Source organism: Streptomyces sp. NPDC006463 (assembly GCF_042870715.1).
Lineage (GTDB): Bacteria > Actinomycetota > Actinomycetes > Streptomycetales > Streptomycetaceae > Streptomyces.
Genome location: NZ_JBIAHP010000052.1, coordinates 1 through 16,275, shown reverse-complemented (window position 1 = coordinate 16,275; position 16,275 = coordinate 1). Strand labels below are relative to the sequence as shown.

Sequence of the window (16,275 nt, the reverse complement as noted above, 5' to 3'; positions counted from 1 at the left end):
CTCCGTCGTACCCATGGCCAATTAGGAGAAGTCGGGATGAGGAATTACATGACGCTCAAACCACCCGAGATGGGGAAAAACGTGAACGCTCACACCAGGGCCTGCACCAGCTCCTCGTGCGTCAGGTTGCCCTCGACTTCGGGGACCAGAACACCCGGGGCGCCCGAGTCGCGGAGGATCACGGTGTTGATCTCCCGCGTCTCCCTCAGGCTGTTGCAGGGCAGCAAGGCAGTCTCCGGGAAGGCCGGTCGGGGTGTTCACAGGGATCTCACCTCGCTGGTGGCAAGGACCTGGAAATCAGGGTGCGGCAGGCAAGCTGTCAGAGCGGCCCGGCCGGATGAGAACAGGCACCCCCTCCCTGGCTGCCGGTGACTGCCGGCCCGACGAGGAAAGCACGGGCGACCACGAAGCCGCTGCGCCTGGGCGGATACGGGTCGGCGGATCTGCGGGGGATGACCCTGGGGCCAACCGCTGCTGGCGGGGTGGTGCGTGGTGTGGGCACCACCCCGCTCGTGGTGGATCAGTTGGTGCCGTAGTAGCCGAAGTAGTCGATGATCAGGTCGACGTTCTCCCAGCCCTGGTTCCAGAAGGCGACCATGCCGTTGTCGGCCGGGCTCGCCTGGACGAGGTTCGCGGCTGTCTTGCCCGCCGTCCAGTTCAGGTTGGAAGCGACCGGACGCGTCGGCCGGGTCGCGGTGCCGTTCTCGTACTGCTCGCGCGAGTTCGGGTCCGGGGCCACCGACAGGAATCCGGCGCCGGTCGTGTTGGTGACCGTGGCGTTCAGGACGTGCGCCTCGATGTTGGGGGCGTCCAGCAGGTGCATGTAGTCACGGGCTGCGAGCGGGCTGCCGGTCTGTCGGGTGTCGACCATCCGGGCGGGGCCCCACCAGCTCGGCACGTAGGCAGCCTGGCTGGCGGGCGTGTAGTAGCCGTTGACGTCGATGACCACGTCGGTGGGCTGCCAGGCACCGTTGCGGACCATGATCCGGCCGTCGGGGCCCACCGGCACGATGACGGAGTTGGCGACGGTCTGGCCGGCGGTGAAGTTCAGGTTGGACGCGGTCGGGGCTGCTTGCCCGCTGGGGTAGACGGTCAGGTGGCCGGCCTCGCGCGGGTTGGTGACCGTCACGTTGAGCGAGACGGCGGTGGCGCCCTTCGGAACGCCTCCCACCCCGGCGATCTGCACGCCGAAAGCAGTCTGCCCGGCGACTTGGCCCTTGGCGGTGCCGCGGCCTTCGCGGGTGTCGACGAACCGGGTCGGCGGGAGCGAGGCGTAGCCGCTGGACGCGGCGGCGGTGAAGTAGCCGGTCACGTCTGCGATGAGGTCGACGGACTCCCAACCGACATTGTGCAGGTTCACGCGGCCGTCCGATCCGACCGGCATGATGACCAGGTTCGGCACGGTCTCGCCTGGGCCGTAGTTGATGCTGGAGGTCTCGGGCGTTGGACGACCACTGCCCGCGGCGATGATGTGGCCACTGCCGGTGGTGTTGGTGACGGTGAGGTTGAGGACCACGGCGGTAACCGCGTCGGGAATGGTGCCGTTGCCCGTGATCTTGACGCTGGTCGAGCCGTACGCGGGGACCTTGCCCATTGCCTGGCCTGTGCCGTTGCGGGTGTCCAGAAGACGCAAGGGGGCGTGCGGGGTGAAGTCGGAGCCCAGCGTCTTCACGGTGACCTTGTTGACGGCCTGTGTGTTCGTCGTGGGGTCGGTCACGGTGACCGTGATCGTGTACTGGCCGACCTCGGTGTACGGGTGCTTGCTCACCAGGGGTTCGGCAGCGTCGGCGGTGACCGTGTCGGTGGTGCCGTCGCCCCAGGCGATGGCGACGCTGAGCGGGCCTTCAGCGCCGCTGAAGGTGGAATAGACAAGCATTCCGTGGGCGGAGGTGCCCCAGCTGTCCAGCGCGACCGCAAGCGGGGTCTGGGTGTCGGCGGCGGACGTCGCCTGGCTGTGGGCGGTCGGCCCCGTTCCGCGGACGGTACGGTCCGCGGAGCTGCTGAAGACTTCGGCGCCGGATGCCTCGGCTGTGCTCGGGTCCACGTCGGGGGCGGCTGCCCTGTGGGGATCGGGCGTTACCGGCTGGGCCTGGGCCATGCCGGGTATGAGTCCAACACCGGCTGCGAGGGCAGCTGCGGCTATTGCGAGTCGGCGCTTGGGCACGGGTTCCCTATGTCTCTGGTTGTGGGTTGAACGGGTTTGACAGTCTGCCCGGACCGCTCGGCCTCTGCCATGGCCGGGTAGTCCGTGACTTGGGCGGTGTTGGCCTGCAGGCGTTGGGTTTGTAGCCGGGCGCTTGGTCTGTGAGTGGTAGCAGAGGGTGGGGCCCGCCAGCCCGTGTGAGGGGCTGGCGGGCCCGTGCTCTGTTGGCGGAGTGGTTAGGCGGTGGGAATGTCAGGCACCGGAACCGGAAGCGGCAGTGGAGCCGTGCCGAGGCTGGGGATGGTCCAGGTCTGGGCCGGGGAACCGTTGCAGTCGAAGAGCCAGAGCTGGTGGCCGGGGGTGGTGTCGTAGTTGCCGAGGTCGATGCAGCGGCCGGAAACGGGGTTGAAGATGGCGCCGTTGGCGCGGGGGAGGAACTGCTGGCTCTTGGCGCTCGCGTCACACGTGCGCAGTTCGATCAGCGTGGTGTTCGCGGTGCCGGCCGCGGCGGCGTTGAGGCACTTGCCGTGGGTTTGGATGGTGCCGTCGTTGCGGATCTGGAACTGCTGGGCGTTCGTCCCGTTGCAGCCGGCGATCTGGATCTTGTTGCCGTCGGTGTCGCGGTCGTAGTCGTTGTCTACGCAATTGGTCGCGGCGCCGGCCAGGTGGATGGGGCTGGACGCGTTAGGGGCGGTGATGGGGGCGGCGTAGGGGTAGACGGCGAGGTTGCTGATGCCGCCGAAGAAGCCGTTGTCGGGCCGGTTGGTGGTCAGGTAGGCCGGCTGGCCGTCCTTCTTGTAGCGGCCCATGACCAGCGGGCCGGTGGGGGTCTGGCTGGTGGCGGCGGTGTGGTGGCCGGTGCTGGCGAGGGTTCCGTTGACGTAGAGACGCATCAGACCGGTGTTGGCGTCATAGACGGCGGAGACGCGGGTCCACTCGCCGGGCGTGAAGCGGGCCGCGCTGTTGACGGCGAGGTCGGTCCAGTCGTACATCAGGCCGTCTACGTCACCCCGGGCGATACCGAAGCGCCACGCCTGGCCGTTGGGGTCGGCATAGAGGAAGAAGGCGCTGCTGCGGGTGCCGTCCTGGCTGGCGATGACGCCGCCGTTGGTCGTATCGGCCTTGGCCCAGGTGCTGATGGTGAAGCTGGCGCGCGTGTCGACAGCCTTGGTGGTGCTGGTGATGCCCGAGGCCTTGCCCTGGAACGCCGCGTGGGTGGTGTCGCGACCGCCGATGAGCTCCTTGGCGAACGTGATGCCGGCGGGAGTGGCGGGGTTGTTGCCGGCGGGCGCCGTGACGGCGTCGAATCCGACCTCGTCACGGGCCTTGGTGCCGCTCAGACCCGTGAGACCCCACTGGGCGGAGGCCCGGTTCAGGCCGGCCAGGGTGACGGGGGAGACGTCGACGCCAGTGACGGTGGGGTGGGGGAGTTCGGTGCTGGGTGCGGTACCTGTGCCGTAGAAGGAGACGAGCTGTTGGTTGGTGTCGACTGCCCACAGGTCCGGGATGAAGTCACCGGTGATGTCACCGTTGGAGCCGATCCGGGGATAGGTCTTGGGATCGACCTTGCCCGCGATCAGTCCTGCGGCCGGTTCGGTGAACCCGGTCAGGTCGGTGGCGCCCTTGACGGTGAAGGCGTGCAGGGTGCCGCCGTCGGTCTTGGAGCGGGCCCACAGGGTGGGGAAGGCCGTGCCCTGGGCGCGGCCGGGTGCGATCAGCTCGTAGCCGTCCCACTTGGTGTCGTTCCCGGAGAGCAGGATCGCCTGGGGTGCGAGCTGGTTGTTGGTGCCGGCGGTGGCGAGCCACAGACGCCCGTTCTCGACGAACAGCAGGGAGGTCTGGGGCAGGGAGTCGCCGGCCTCGCCCGTGACAGAGCCGAATGCCGCGATCTGCGTCACCTTGGCCCAGTCGGCGCCGTAGCCGTAGGTGGTGCAGGTGATGGCCTCCTTGGCGGAGTTGAGGCAGCTGGTGGGCTTGGTGATGGCAGTGGATGCCTGACCGTCGAACCAGCCGCCGTTGCCGTCATTGGAGTAGACGTACAGGTTTGCACTGCCGGACTGGTGGGCGAAGAGGTCGTCGACGGTCTTGCGGCTGAGGCTGCCGCGGTGGCTGATCTGGATTCCGTTCCAGTTCCCGGTGTTGCCGACCGCTGTGACCATCTTTGCGCGGGGTGCGCCGTAGGGGTCTTCGCCTCCGCCGATCTTGCGGAGATCGCCGGCGGTGTCGGGCAGCAGGATGTCGGGCTTGTGATCTCCGGTGATGTCACCGAAGACGGCCTTGCCGGCGTCGGGGTTGGAGGGCGCGTAGTAGCTGTAGACGAAGGGCTGGGACATGTTGCCCGCGTTGTCCTGGGTCTGCAGGTACACATAGTTGGTGCCCCAGCGCGGCGGCTGGATGGTGATGGTTGCCTTGCCGCCGGTCAGCTTGGTGATGCCGGGCGCGGTGTCGGTGCACTTCCAGCCAGTGGCAGCGGCCTTGACGGGGTCGGTGGTCCAGCGGGCGCAGGCCAGACCGGAGCTACGGCCGCCGCTCACGGGACCGGGGTCGGTTCCGGTGAGGGTGAAGGTGCCATCCTGTCCGGCGTACTTGGGGTGGGCGCCGATGGTGCCGGAGGCGGGGAAGTCGGTGGAGGTGACGGTGGCAGTCGGCGGGGTGCGGTCGACGCGGAAGAAGCACATCTCGGTGGGGCTGCTGGTGAGAGTGCCGTCCGTTGCGCGGGCTTGCCAGCCGTACTGGTGGCCGTCGGTCAGGGCGCCGATGTCGACGGTGACGGCGCCGTAGCTGCTGTTCCAGCCGGCGTCGGCGTACTGGGTCGTGCCGCCGTTGTCGTCGTCCCAGTACTGGAAGCCCGTGTAGAGCTGCTGTCCGGTGGCCGAGTAGGTGGAGGTGGTCAGGGTGACGTTGTTGTTGGCGCCGACCCAGCCCGGGTTGTCCCACGGGTTGGCGGTGCCGGGGGTGCGGCAGTCGGCGTACGAAGAGGTGTCGGCGAAGCCGGGGGTCGGGCTGGTTCGGGGCCACCAGACGGTGGGGGTGATGTCGTACTCGACGACGATATGCGGGGTGTTGCTGAACCGCTGCCGGTAGTACTTGTTGTACTCGTCATCAGGAGCGAGGCCGAGGGTGACAGTCGGCCACTTGCCGCTGACCGCGCTCTTCACCAGGTTTTTGACGTCGAACTGGATGTCGCCCGAGCCGGACATGTTGGTGGTGCCGATCTTGCTGCAGCCGCCCATGCGTGAGTTCTTGTCGCAGGGCTGCTGGTTCCAGCTGGTCGGGTTGCTGATGTAGCCGGTGGAGTACAGGCCCATCGGGGTGACGGTGCTCGGGCTGGCGGAGGAGACGACGGTCGCGTAGAACGTCGCGTTGATGACCTCGCTGTTGTGGAGCCGGGAGTCCATGCCGATCTGGAAGTAGGCGCGGGAGCGGCCTTCCCTGTCACACGGGGGGTTCCCGACGATGTAGCCGCAGTAGCCGGCGGCGGGCTTGTCCTGCCCGTACTGGGTTCCGTTGTACTCGTTGGTGTCGGGGTACGCCTCCTGGACCTGGGCCCAGGCCTGGTTGGCGTTGTCGAGGGTCGGGTTCCAGCCCGGGTCGATGTACCAGGGACCGGTGCCCTGCCCGAGCAGGGTGGCGTCGGGGACGAGCTGAATGCCCTGGGCGTCGACACTCGTGCCGATCTTCTGCACTCCGGCGCCGGTGCCGGGGCCGTCGCTGCTCGACGGCGTGGAGGTGTCCTCCGCATCCGCTGAAGCGGACTGCAGCGCCATGGTGCCCGCCGACTTGGAGACCGTGGACGGAGCAGCGGGAGCAGTGCCGGCCGAGTCCCACATCAGCGGGGTGGGAGCGGAGAAGCGCGGCTTGCCCTGGCCGTCAGTGGCTTTCAGATTGCCGGCGCCGTCCGCGCTCACGGTGAGCCCGTCGGCCTCGACTGCGAGCTGGAGTTTCTTGACGGCGGGGTTGGCGGCGGCCTCGGCGGTGCGGACGATCAGTACCTGTCGCCAGCCGCCGAGCGTGTTGGCGCTGAGCTCGAGGTCCACGCCGGGCAGGACGGACGAGTACAGGGCGCTGTCGCCGTTGAGTACAGGCTTGGGCAGCGGGAAGGGAGCTTTGAGCGCCAGCTTCTTGCCGTCGGCGGTGGTCATGGTGGCCATCGGGCCGGTGCCGCCGCCGGAGAGGCTGAGCCTGGACGGCACGGCTGCCGGAGTCACGGTGCCGTCTGAGTTGGCCCGCAGCGTGGCATCGACCGGCTGCCAGGTTCCGGCGGCTGTCTTGACCCGCTGCGGTACAGGCGCGGTGTCCGTGGTGAGTGTGCCCGTCGGAGTGGCGAAGGTCTGCGAACTCGCCGTCGTCAGGTGCTCGATGACGACTGGTTTGCCGCTGGTCTTGGCCTGGGCCTTCGCGGCGTCGATCGCAGCCGCCTCCGCGGAGGGAGGACGGGGCGTCGGGGCGGGCCATGCACTGTTGGCCGGGCCATGGCCACGGGCATCCTCGGCGAACGCCGGCGGCCCGGCGAGCAGACCGGTGCCCAGAGCGAGAACGACGGCACCTGCGACGGGAAGCGTGAGCACGCCGGGGGTCCTCCGTCTGCGGAGGACCCCCGGGCTGGAAAGGCGTGAACGGATTGCTGGCCTCATGGCGGAGGTCCTCGCTGTGAGCTGTGAGTGAAGAGAAGTCAGGCGCACGATCCCTTGCTATCTGCAAATATGTCAACAAACCGTAAGATCAAGATGTCCTCTTCATGGCATGAAATGCCAGCTTGTCCAGACAGTGACAATGGCCACGTGAGAAAACTCTAAAAATCTCTTACGCGTGGGAACTCTCGCTACGTAGAGTGCGTCTGATCCGGGCTCAGCAGGTTCGGTCCTTTTCGTGTTCCGGTTTCCTGTGGGGGGATCCAGTTGTCTCGTCGGAGTGGCTTCGCCGTGCGCTCAAAGCGCGGCCGAGCTCGGGTCGCGGCAGTCGCCGCACTCGCTCTTCTCATCTCTGGCCTGGGTCTACCCGTGGCCCAAGCGGCTGACAAACCGCCGAAGGTCTGGGTCCCGCCGAAGACCGCGCTGCCCAACGCGCAGGCCGTGAAGGGGGTCAACGCCAAGCCCGAGGCGCAGGAGTTGCCTGCGGCCAAGGCGTGGGAGCCTGCCAAGAAAACAAAAACTCCCACCGGTTCCACGACAGTTGAGGTCGGCACCCGGCCCGCGCCGCAACCCGCCAACGGCTCCGGACCCGTCCGGGCCGGCAGCTTGCCGATTTGGATTGCGCCAGCAAAGGATGCAAAATCATCGGCTGCTCTGTCTGAACTCGCCACCACACCTTCCGCTACCGGCACGGGCAGCCTCAAGGTCGAGGTGAAGGACCCGGCGAAGACCCGCGCAGCCGGCGTGAACGGCGCCCTGATCGCTCTCACCGAACCCGCGGGCGTCACCGCCTCCGGCAAGGTCGAGGTCAGCCTCGACGTCTACGCCTGGGCGAAGAACACCAGCGCCAACTGGGCAAGCCGCGCCCGACTGGTCCAGCTCCCCGCGTGCGCGCTCACCACACCCGGTGCCGCAGGCTGCACCACCCGCACACCAATGGCCTCACACACCGACGCCTCCGGGCACCTGGTCGCCGAGGTCCAGATACGCAAGACCCCCAGCCCTTCCGTTTCACTGCTCAAGCCGCAGCCCGACGCCAAGTCCGCTCCCGCCGCTGCCCCACAGATACTGGCCGCAGATGGCATCGCCCTGGGCGTCGAACCGGGCCCGTCCAGCAGTCTCGGTGACTACTCCGCGACCCCGCTTCTGCCGTCGGCTTCCTGGCAGGCCGGGGCGAACGCCGCGAACTTCACCTACGGCTACACCGCCGAAGTCCCCTCAGCGATCGCCGGGGCGGCGCCGAGTGTCGTGCTCGGCTACGACTCCGCCTCCATCGACGGCCGTACCGCCTCGACGAACGCCCAGTCCGGTCTGATCGGCGAGGGCTGGGACTGGCACCCGGGCTCGATCTCGCGGTCGTACAAGGGCTGCAAGGACGCGGGCATAGCCGAGTCAGGTGACGAGTGCTGGGCCGGCGACATCCTCTCCCTGTCCTTGTCCGGCCACGCGGGACAGATCGTCCGCGACGACACCACGTGCGTGTACCGCCTCCAGGGCGATGACGGTACGAAGATCGAGCGCCTGACCGGCCAGCGCAATCCGGCCTGGAAGGGCGAGGGCTTCAAGGTCACCACGACCGACGGCACCCAGTACTACTTCGGCGCCAACCGCCTGCCCGGCGGAGACGGCACAGACCCCGAAGCCAAGTCCGTCTCCACCGTGCCGGTCTACTTCAACAGCGGCCAGGACAAGTGCCTCGGCGCGGACACCCCCGCCAACGGCACCTGGCAGCAGCTCGGCTGGCAGTGGAACCTCGACTACGTCGTGGACCCCCACCAGAACCTGATCTCCTACCGCTACGAGCAGGAGAACAACTACTACGGGCGAGGCGGCGGCCAGAACAACGGCACCGGCACCTCCACCCTCTACCAGCGCGCCTCCTACCCGACCTGGATCGGCTACGGCCAGCGCCTCCCCGACCAGATCACCGCGAAGGGCGCGGCCAACACCGCCGCCCAGATCTGGCTGCGCACCGCCGACCGCTGCTTCGAGACCGGCACCGCCTGCGACCCCGCCCAGCGCAAGTCCAACCCCACGGCCTGGGGCGACACTCCTGTCGACCAGGAGTGCGCCGCCACCGGCCAGTGCCTGAACCTGTCGCCCACCTACTTCTCCACCAAGCGCCTCACGAAGATCGACACCGAGGTCCTCGGCACAGGCGGATACCGCAACATCGACTCATATGCGCTCACCCAGCGCTTCGCGGACCCCGGCGATGGCACCTCACCGACCCTGTGGCTCGACTCCATCAAGCGCACCGCCACGAACGCCAGGACCCCGCTGTCCGTGCCGGCCGTGACCTTCGGAGAGCCGAAGCAGATACCCAACCGCGTCGACGGCGTGGTCAAGCGACCCGACGGTACCGATGCCACCGCCTCCCGCTTCAACCGGCCGCGCATCCAGACGATCACCACCGAGACCGGTGGCCAGATCAACGTCGTCTACAAGGCCCCGGAGTGCTCCCGCGTCGCAGGCACGATGCCGACGGCCGCGGACAGCAACACGATGGCCTGCATGCCGGTCAAGTGGTACCTGCCAGGCCAGTCCTACCCGGACCCGGTCGACGACTGGTTCCACAAGGTCGTCGTCCAGTCCGTCACCCAGCAGGACAAGGTCGGCGGCCAGGTCAGCCAAGTCACGGACTACGCGTACGGCGGCGGCGTCGCCTGGCACCGCAACGACTCCGAGTTCACCGACCCCAAGACCCGCACCTGGGACCAGTTCCGCGGCTACGCCACCGTCACCACCCGTACCGGCAGCGGCAACAGCGCCGAAGCACCGCGCACCAAGTCCGTCGCGACTTTCCTGCGCGGCATGGACGGAGACGTCCTCGCCAACGGCACCAAGCGCAGCGTGAACGTCCTGGACGCCCAGGGCGGCACCATCAAGGACGAAGAGGTCCTCTCGGGCTACGTCCGCCAGACCCAGACCTACGACCGCGACGACGGCACCGTCATCGCCGACGAGGTCTCCACCCCCCTGGTCAAGCCGAACGCGACCGCGACCCGTACCCAGTCCGGCGGCATGCCTCCCATCACCGCCCGCGTGATGAACACCGGTACGGTCACCAGCCGTGCCAAGCTCGCCGACGGCACCTGGCGCACCAGCCAGCGCACTTCCACCTACGACGACACCCTCTTCTCCCGCCCCCTCCAGGTCGACGACAAGAGCGACCTGTCCCGCCCCGACCAGCGTCTGTGCACGACCTTCGAGTACGCCACCGGACCCGCAAGCGCGCTCACCCAGCTCGCCTCCCGCACCCTTGTCCTCAAGGGCACCGGCGGCTGCGCACAGACCCCGAACGCGGCGAACACGGTCGGCGACACCCGTGCCTACTTCGACAGCAAGCCTCTCGGCCAGGCCGGCACGACCGCCGACCAGACCGGCACCGAGGTCCTGGAGAAGTACGACACCGCGGGCAACCCCCTCTACCGCCTCAACGTCACCTCCACCTACGACGTCTACGGCCGCATCAGCACCACCACCAACAAGGTCCGCAAAGACGCCGCCCACCCTGACGGCGCGGTCACCAAGACCGAGTACCGGGCCCTGGCCAACGCCCTGCCCTACGAGGTCACCCACACCAACCCGCTCGGCTGGAAGACGGTCACCACGCTCGACACCGGCCGCGCGATGCCGATGAAGACCACCGACGAGAACGGGCACGTCGCCGAACGCGGCTACGACGCCCTCGGCCGGGTCACCACCATCTGGCAGCCCGGCCAGGACCGGACCGTCGACCCGCCGGTCCGCAAGTTCTCGTACAGCATGAACGGCACCAACGCGCCGACCACCGTTCTGAGCCAGACGCTCATGAACGACAACTCGTACATCTCCAGCTACACCATCTACGACGGCCTCGGCCGAATCCGCCAGACCCAGGCACACACCCCCTCCGGCGCCTACGGCCGGATGATCACCGACGCGCTCTTCGACTCGCACGGCTGGCAGGTCAAGACCAGCGCGCCGTACTACAACGACCAGGCAGCCCCCGGCGGCGCCCTGTTCCTGCCCAACGGCGGCGTCACCCCCGACAATCACATCCCGGCGCAGACCGTCTCGGTCTTCGACGGACTCGGCCGCACCACCGCGTCCGTCTTTCAGTCCTTCGGCATCGAGCAGTGGCGCTCCAAGACCGAATACCCGGGAGCCGACGAGGTCCGCACCATCCCGCCGGCCGGCGGCTATGCCACGGCCAGCATCACCAACGGCACTACCTCGATCCTGCGCCAGTACAAGAGCAACACCCCCACCGGCGCCTACGACGAGACCACCTACGAGACCAACACCCAGGGCCAGGAGCTGCGCCGCAAGGACTCCGCGGGCAACGAGTGGACCTTCGCCTACGACCTCCTCGGCCGCACGGTGAAGACCACCGACCCCGACTCTGGCATCGCCACCACGCTCTACGACGACAGCAAGAACCTCGTCACCGTCACCGACGCCCGCAACAAGAGCGCCACCACCATCAGCGACCTCCTCGGCCGTACCACCGCCACCTACGAGGGAACGGCCGTCGACCCCGCCAAGCAGGTCGGCGCCTTCACCTACGACACCAAGGCCGGGGCCCTCGGCAAGCCGGCCACCACCACCCGCTTCACCAGCGGCGCCTCCGGTAGCGCCTACGTCTCCGAGATCACCGGCTACGACAGCGGCTACCGCCCTCTCGGAACCAAGGTCACCATCCCGGCCACCGAGAAGCAGCTCGCCGGCACCTACGAAACCAAGAACACCTACGACAAGTACGGGCAGCTGAAGACGACCGAGCTGCCGGCCATCACAGCGGCCGGGCTCGCCGCGGAGACGCTCACCTACGGCAGCAACATCGCCGGCAGCTTCACCTCCCTCGACAGCACCATCGGCTCGCAGATCACCCCGTACGTCGTGGACATGCGCTACGACCCGTACGGCAGGGCCATCCGCACCACCATCGGCGACACCGGCAAGCAGATCGTCTCCACGGTCGACTACGACCTGGCCACCGGCCGGCCCGTCCGCTCCACCCTGGACAAGCAGACCGCGACCAGGGCCAGCGTCGACGTCGTCGACTACACCTACAACCGCGTCGGCCAGCTGACCTCCATCAGCAACACGCAAGACGGCGCCGCCCGCGACCTGCAGTGCTTCACCACCGACTACCTCGGCCGCATGACCCAGGCCTGGACCGACACCGGCACCACCACGACAGCGCCGCAGCCGAGCGTCCGCGGTATCGGCGGCTGCGCCAACAGCACCGGTCCCGCAGTCGACGGCACGGGCAAGCCGAGCGTGGGCGGGCCGGCTCCGTACTGGCAGCAGTACGAGTACGACCAGATTGGTAACCGGACCAAGCTGGTCAAGAAGGATGTCACCGGCAGCGCGGCCAAGGACACGACGGTCACCCAGACTTTCGGCACCGGCCCGAACACGGGCACCGGAACGGGCGGCCCGCACGCCCTGATGAAGTCCACCGAAAGCAGCAGCACCGGCACCAAGGTGACCTCGTACACCTATGACGCCACCGGCAACACCGCCTCCATCACCAGCACCCCGGGCACCAAGACCCTGACCTGGAACGATCAGGGCAAGCTTGACAAGATCACCGGCACCGGCGAGAGCGCCGGCACCAGCTACCTGTACGACACCGGCGGCAACCAGCTCATCCGCCGCGACCCGGACAAGACCACGCTGAACCTCGGCACCGACCAGATCACCCTGGACACCGCCACCAGCAAGGTCTCCAACGTCCGTACGTACGGCGCCCCTGGTGGCCTGTCCATCACCCGGACCACCACCGCCGGCACTTCCAACCTCACCTACCAGTCCTCGGACCACCACGGCACCAACGGCGTCCAGTTCAACGCTACCGACCTCGCCCAGACCCGCCGCCCAGCCGACCCCTTCGGCAACGAGCGCGGCACCCAGCCAGCCCCCGGCGCCTGGGCCGGGGACAAGGGCTTCGTCGGCGGCACCAAGGAGAAGGCCACCGGCTTCACCCTCCTCGGCGCCCGCGAGTACGACCCCACCACCGGCCGCTTCATCAGCCCCGACCCCATCATCGACGCGGGCGACCCCCAGCAGTGGAACGCCTACGGCTACTCCAACAACGACCCGTTCAACAAGTCGGACCCCAGTGGACTCGCGTGGAAGTGCGAGCGCGGCGAGCAATGCTCGTCGGGTACCGTCGACGGTTCACCGGCCGACCGTGGAGGCGACAGCAGCAGCGGCAACGGCAACGGTCAGAACCAAACCACGAAAGAGCTGAACGCTGCCAACGATGAGGTCACCAAGCACAAGAAGCGGCGCGAGGAACTGAAGCACGCAGTTGTCGACTTGATCGGTGACCTGATCGGCTACAACGACGCCCGAGATTGCTTCACCAAGGGCGACGTCATGGCCTGCATCAACACGGCCCTCAACGCTGTGCCCTGGGGCAAGGTCCTAAAAGCAGTCAAGGTCGGCGTTAAGGCCTGGGAGATCTACAAGGAGCTCAACAAGACCTACGACGCGGTCAACGCCGCCGAGCGCAGAGCCTCCAAGGCGATGGAAGCCATTACGAAGGCTAAGAAGGCTGAGGATGAGGCTGCAGCAGCCTCTGCTGCAGCAGCCAAGGCAGCGGAAGGGAAAGCGGCCAAGGAGACCGCGAGTGACGCAGCTGGCACGGAATCAGCAGCTGGTCGGGGGGCAGCTGACGCTGAGTCGCCTGCAGCGTCATGCTTGAAGCGGAACAGCTTCCCCTCTGGCACGAGAGTCCTCATGGGGGACGGCACTGCCAAGGCCATTGAGGATGTCCGTGTTGGTGACACGGTGATGGCCACTGACCCGCAGACTGGTACCTCGTACCCCAGGGCGGTTACGGCCACGATCACGACTCCTGACGATAAGGAGTTCACTGATCTGTCCCTGACTGACGATGCGACCCCCCGAGGTCCGCCTGGGGAGGTCACATCGACATCCCACCACCCCTACTGGAGCGAAACCCGCCGACAGTGGGTGGATGCTGGTGGACTCGTGGTCGGGGAGCACCTTCGTCGCCCCGATGGTGGCAGCCTCACAGTCCAGGGTGTTCGAAACTACCCGTACGCCGTCACGACCCACAATCTGACGGTTGATCAAGTTCACACCTACTATGTTGTGACCCAGGCTGCGCCTGTCCTGGTGCACAACTGTGAAGCCCAGCAAGCCTATGATCGAGCTCTTGAGCTGCATGAGGGACTCAAGAAGTCGGACAAGGAGGGTGGGGGCTACGCATACAAGAATGACACGACCGCTGTCGTGATCGCTCGTGATGGCGACGGGAAGATTCGCACTGTCGTTGCATCGAATCGACCCTACGTTCCTCGTGCGATTAAGGAACAGCTCCGGGGTAACGAGGTACATGCAAACGGAAAGGGACACGCCGAGTTGACGGCCCTTGCCTATGTCGACAACCAGGGATGGGAACTTCTCGGCGGTGCGACGAATCGCAATACATGCCCCTATTGTGAAAATTCCCTTCGGTCGGGTGGTCGAACTCTAGTTGGCCCTACCCATATGGGGAGATTGAAAACAGCGGCTGGATTCTTCACGTACTGGGGTGAAAGGATGTTCAAATAGTGGCTGGCGTTTCGCAAGTGGTGGCTCAGATCTCGCAGCTCGATGCTGCGGGGCGGAGGAAGGCAGCCTCTCTTCTCGTTATTCGATACTGCAGCTTCCACGGGGATCCTAAGTTTCTGCGTTGGTTTGGCAATGCAAGGATCGCCCTCTCAGGGGCGGTTGATGCTGCCATCTCAATCGCCCAGGAGGGCTCCCTACCAGAGGGGTTCGAAACCATCCGGGACACCATCGTCTCCGCGTTGGAGGGATGTGATCCCGATGGGCCCCCGTTCGAAGCCGAGATCGCCGATCACCTGAATTTTGCCTCGGAAGTCTTTGATTACCTGGCGGATCCTGAAGATTCTGGGATGTTGGCAGGAGTCTACGAGCGGGCTGATGAGCTTGCTGAGGCACACCAGGAGATGGGTGAGGAGGCGGAGCGGAGTGTCGTGGATCTTTACTCCCTTGAGGGAGAGACGCGCGGCACTGATGCTCTGGCTGGTGATCTCCCGGACGAAGCCGTGGCCAGGAGTCAGGCCTTCGCCCATTCCTACGCAGAAGTGATTGAGCACTACTATTCGGATGAGGATGCTGGAATCAGGTAGTGGTATTGCTCTCCTATCGGTGTGGTCCGCAGGGCAGCGAAAGGCGTCGGCGACTTCCTGGTCGAGACGCTGGGAGAAGCCGTCGCCCGGTTCCACGACATACGGGAGCGGCTACGTGCGGCCTGAGTCGATCAGCCGCAGGTCGTCGTTCCAGGTCGGCACCTGCCGGGCCAGGGCCTCAATCACACGGCTGATCAGCGGCCCGGCGGCGTTCAGCCGCTTGTTGTAGGCGGACTGCTGGGGAAGGTAGCGGAACAGGTGGCCCAGCCGGGCATGGGCGAAGCGGATCCAGTGCCGGGCCGAGGGAAACCCGAGAAGGACCTGGGCGACCGCCAGGCACAGCAGTTCGGCGTCCGTCAGTTTCGGGGGTCGCCCGATCCGGCGACGAGGCAAGGGCGTCCAGGTTTGTCTTCACACACTGACCAACGGGCGCCCTTCGCCATGGTCGCGACCAGTACGGACCTCCCACGGCAGAGCTTCTTCTTCCACGTTCGGCTTGCGGTGTGGGATGAGCATCACCGCCCGTCCGCCCACCTGCCCCGGCATCGGCCGGGCTGAGGAACGCTCTTCGGCGAGCTGCCCGGTCATCCGTTCAAGGACGCGTTCGGCGACGGCGAGTTCATCCCGTTCGGCCCGCACTTCCACAAGCTGGTTGGCCAGCTGTTCTTCGAGTTCGTCCAGTTCTGCGCGCCGCGCGGTGATCCGTTCCAGCAGCTCGGGATCCAGCATGCACAGGATCGTAGAGGGTCATCCGGCCCCAGCAGGTGGGAATCGGTTGTACGGGGATGTCAGGTGTCTGGATCAGCGGGCCGGGAGGGAAGCCAGAGAGAGATCCCACTGGTCAGCCGCGTGAAGCAGCGCTGCGGCGTCCAACCTGACCTCCACGACGTGGTAGATGTCAGCCCCGTCCTCACCCTGCTGCCATGGAGGTGCCGCCTCGAGGGACAGATGAATGCGAACCACTGCGGTCCCACCTTCGATTCGATCGGCGAGACTGAAAGCCACAACCGGCTCGATGAACCACGTGTCTGGCGACAGCTCACCTTCGGCATCAGGTTTGGTGACGTCCACCGTCCCCGCGGCCACCGCGCGCAGCCACGCGGACACCTGGCGGGCCTCATCGGTCAGCAGACACGGATCGGCGAAGGACCAGCTTCCCTCAGGAGTCATCACCGTGCCGTCAATGACCAGCCAGTTGTCGTCGTACGAGTCGCCCCGAACGGTGGCGAACTGATATCGCACTGGGCGGAGGTCGACACTGCTGGAGAGATCGTTCAGGAGCATTGGGGCAGGATGTCATGTGCCGGCCAGCGGGACGGGCTGCGCGTCCCAACTTCGGTAC

The 16,275-nt window shown here is 66.8% G+C and carries 8 protein-coding genes; 2 read left to right on the top strand and 6 right to left on the bottom strand.

What is annotated here, in order from left to right; translation table 11 throughout:
- Positions 1–89: 89 nt before the first annotated feature.
- From ACFYOB_RS40650 to ACFYOB_RS40640, 3 genes are all read right to left on the bottom strand, one after another.
- The gene (locus ACFYOB_RS40650; RefSeq protein WP_388569867.1) at positions 90–227 is read right to left on the bottom strand and encodes a hypothetical protein; all 138 of its coding nucleotides are present in this window, start codon (positions 225–227) and stop codon (positions 90–92) included.
- A gap of 293 nt (positions 228–520) precedes the next feature.
- The gene (locus ACFYOB_RS40645) at positions 521–2,044 is read right to left on the bottom strand and encodes a hypothetical protein (RefSeq protein WP_388569864.1); all 1,524 of its coding nucleotides are present in this window, start codon (positions 2,042–2,044) and stop codon (positions 521–523) included.
- A 335-nt stretch (positions 2,045–2,379) separates the two neighbouring features.
- Positions 2,380–6,711, bottom strand: a complete 4,332-nt coding sequence (locus ACFYOB_RS40640) for a ricin-type beta-trefoil lectin domain protein (RefSeq protein WP_388569862.1) — start codon at positions 6,709–6,711, stop codon at positions 2,380–2,382.
- 774 nt (positions 6,712–7,485) lie between these two features.
- On the opposite strand from ACFYOB_RS40640, the gene ACFYOB_RS40635 reads away from it, so the two are divergent.
- Positions 7,486–14,349, top strand: a complete 6,864-nt coding sequence (locus tag ACFYOB_RS40635) for an RHS repeat-associated core domain-containing protein (RefSeq protein ID WP_388569859.1) — start codon at positions 7,486–7,488, stop codon at positions 14,347–14,349.
- A complete protein-coding gene (locus ACFYOB_RS40630; protein WP_388569856.1) occupies positions 14,349–14,933 on the top strand; it encodes a hypothetical protein in 585 nt (194 codons plus the stop codon). Before ACFYOB_RS40635 ends, ACFYOB_RS40630 begins: the two co-directional genes overlap by 1 nt.
- A gap of 111 nt (positions 14,934–15,044) precedes the next feature.
- On the opposite strand, the gene ACFYOB_RS40625 is transcribed toward ACFYOB_RS40630, so the two are convergent.
- The 3 genes from ACFYOB_RS40625 to ACFYOB_RS40615 all read right to left on the bottom strand — a co-directional run bounded on the left by ACFYOB_RS40625 (position 15,045) and on the right by ACFYOB_RS40615 (position 16,217).
- Positions 15,045–15,326 (bottom strand): hypothetical protein, encoded by a 282-nt coding sequence (locus ACFYOB_RS40625; protein ID WP_388569854.1) that lies wholly within the window; start codon positions 15,324–15,326, stop codon positions 15,045–15,047.
- An 18-nt stretch (positions 15,327–15,344) separates the two neighbouring features.
- Positions 15,345–15,662 (bottom strand): hypothetical protein, encoded by a 318-nt coding sequence (locus ACFYOB_RS40620; protein WP_388569852.1) that lies wholly within the window; start codon positions 15,660–15,662, stop codon positions 15,345–15,347.
- 72 nt (positions 15,663–15,734) lie between these two features.
- The gene (locus tag ACFYOB_RS40615; RefSeq protein WP_388569850.1) at positions 15,735–16,217 is read right to left on the bottom strand and encodes a hypothetical protein; all 483 of its coding nucleotides are present in this window, start codon (positions 16,215–16,217) and stop codon (positions 15,735–15,737) included.
- Between the last annotated feature and the right edge of the window lie 58 nt (positions 16,218–16,275).

Bases quoted from the DNA above. Each gene is read 5' to 3' on its own strand.
- ACFYOB_RS40620 (WP_388569852.1), bottom strand. From the start codon at position 15,662: ATGCTGGATCCCGAGCTGCTGGAACGGATCACCGCGCGGCGCGCAGAA.
- ACFYOB_RS40615 (WP_388569850.1), bottom strand. From the start codon at position 16,217: ATGCTCCTGAACGATCTCTCCAGCAGTGTCGACCTCCGCCCAGTGCGA.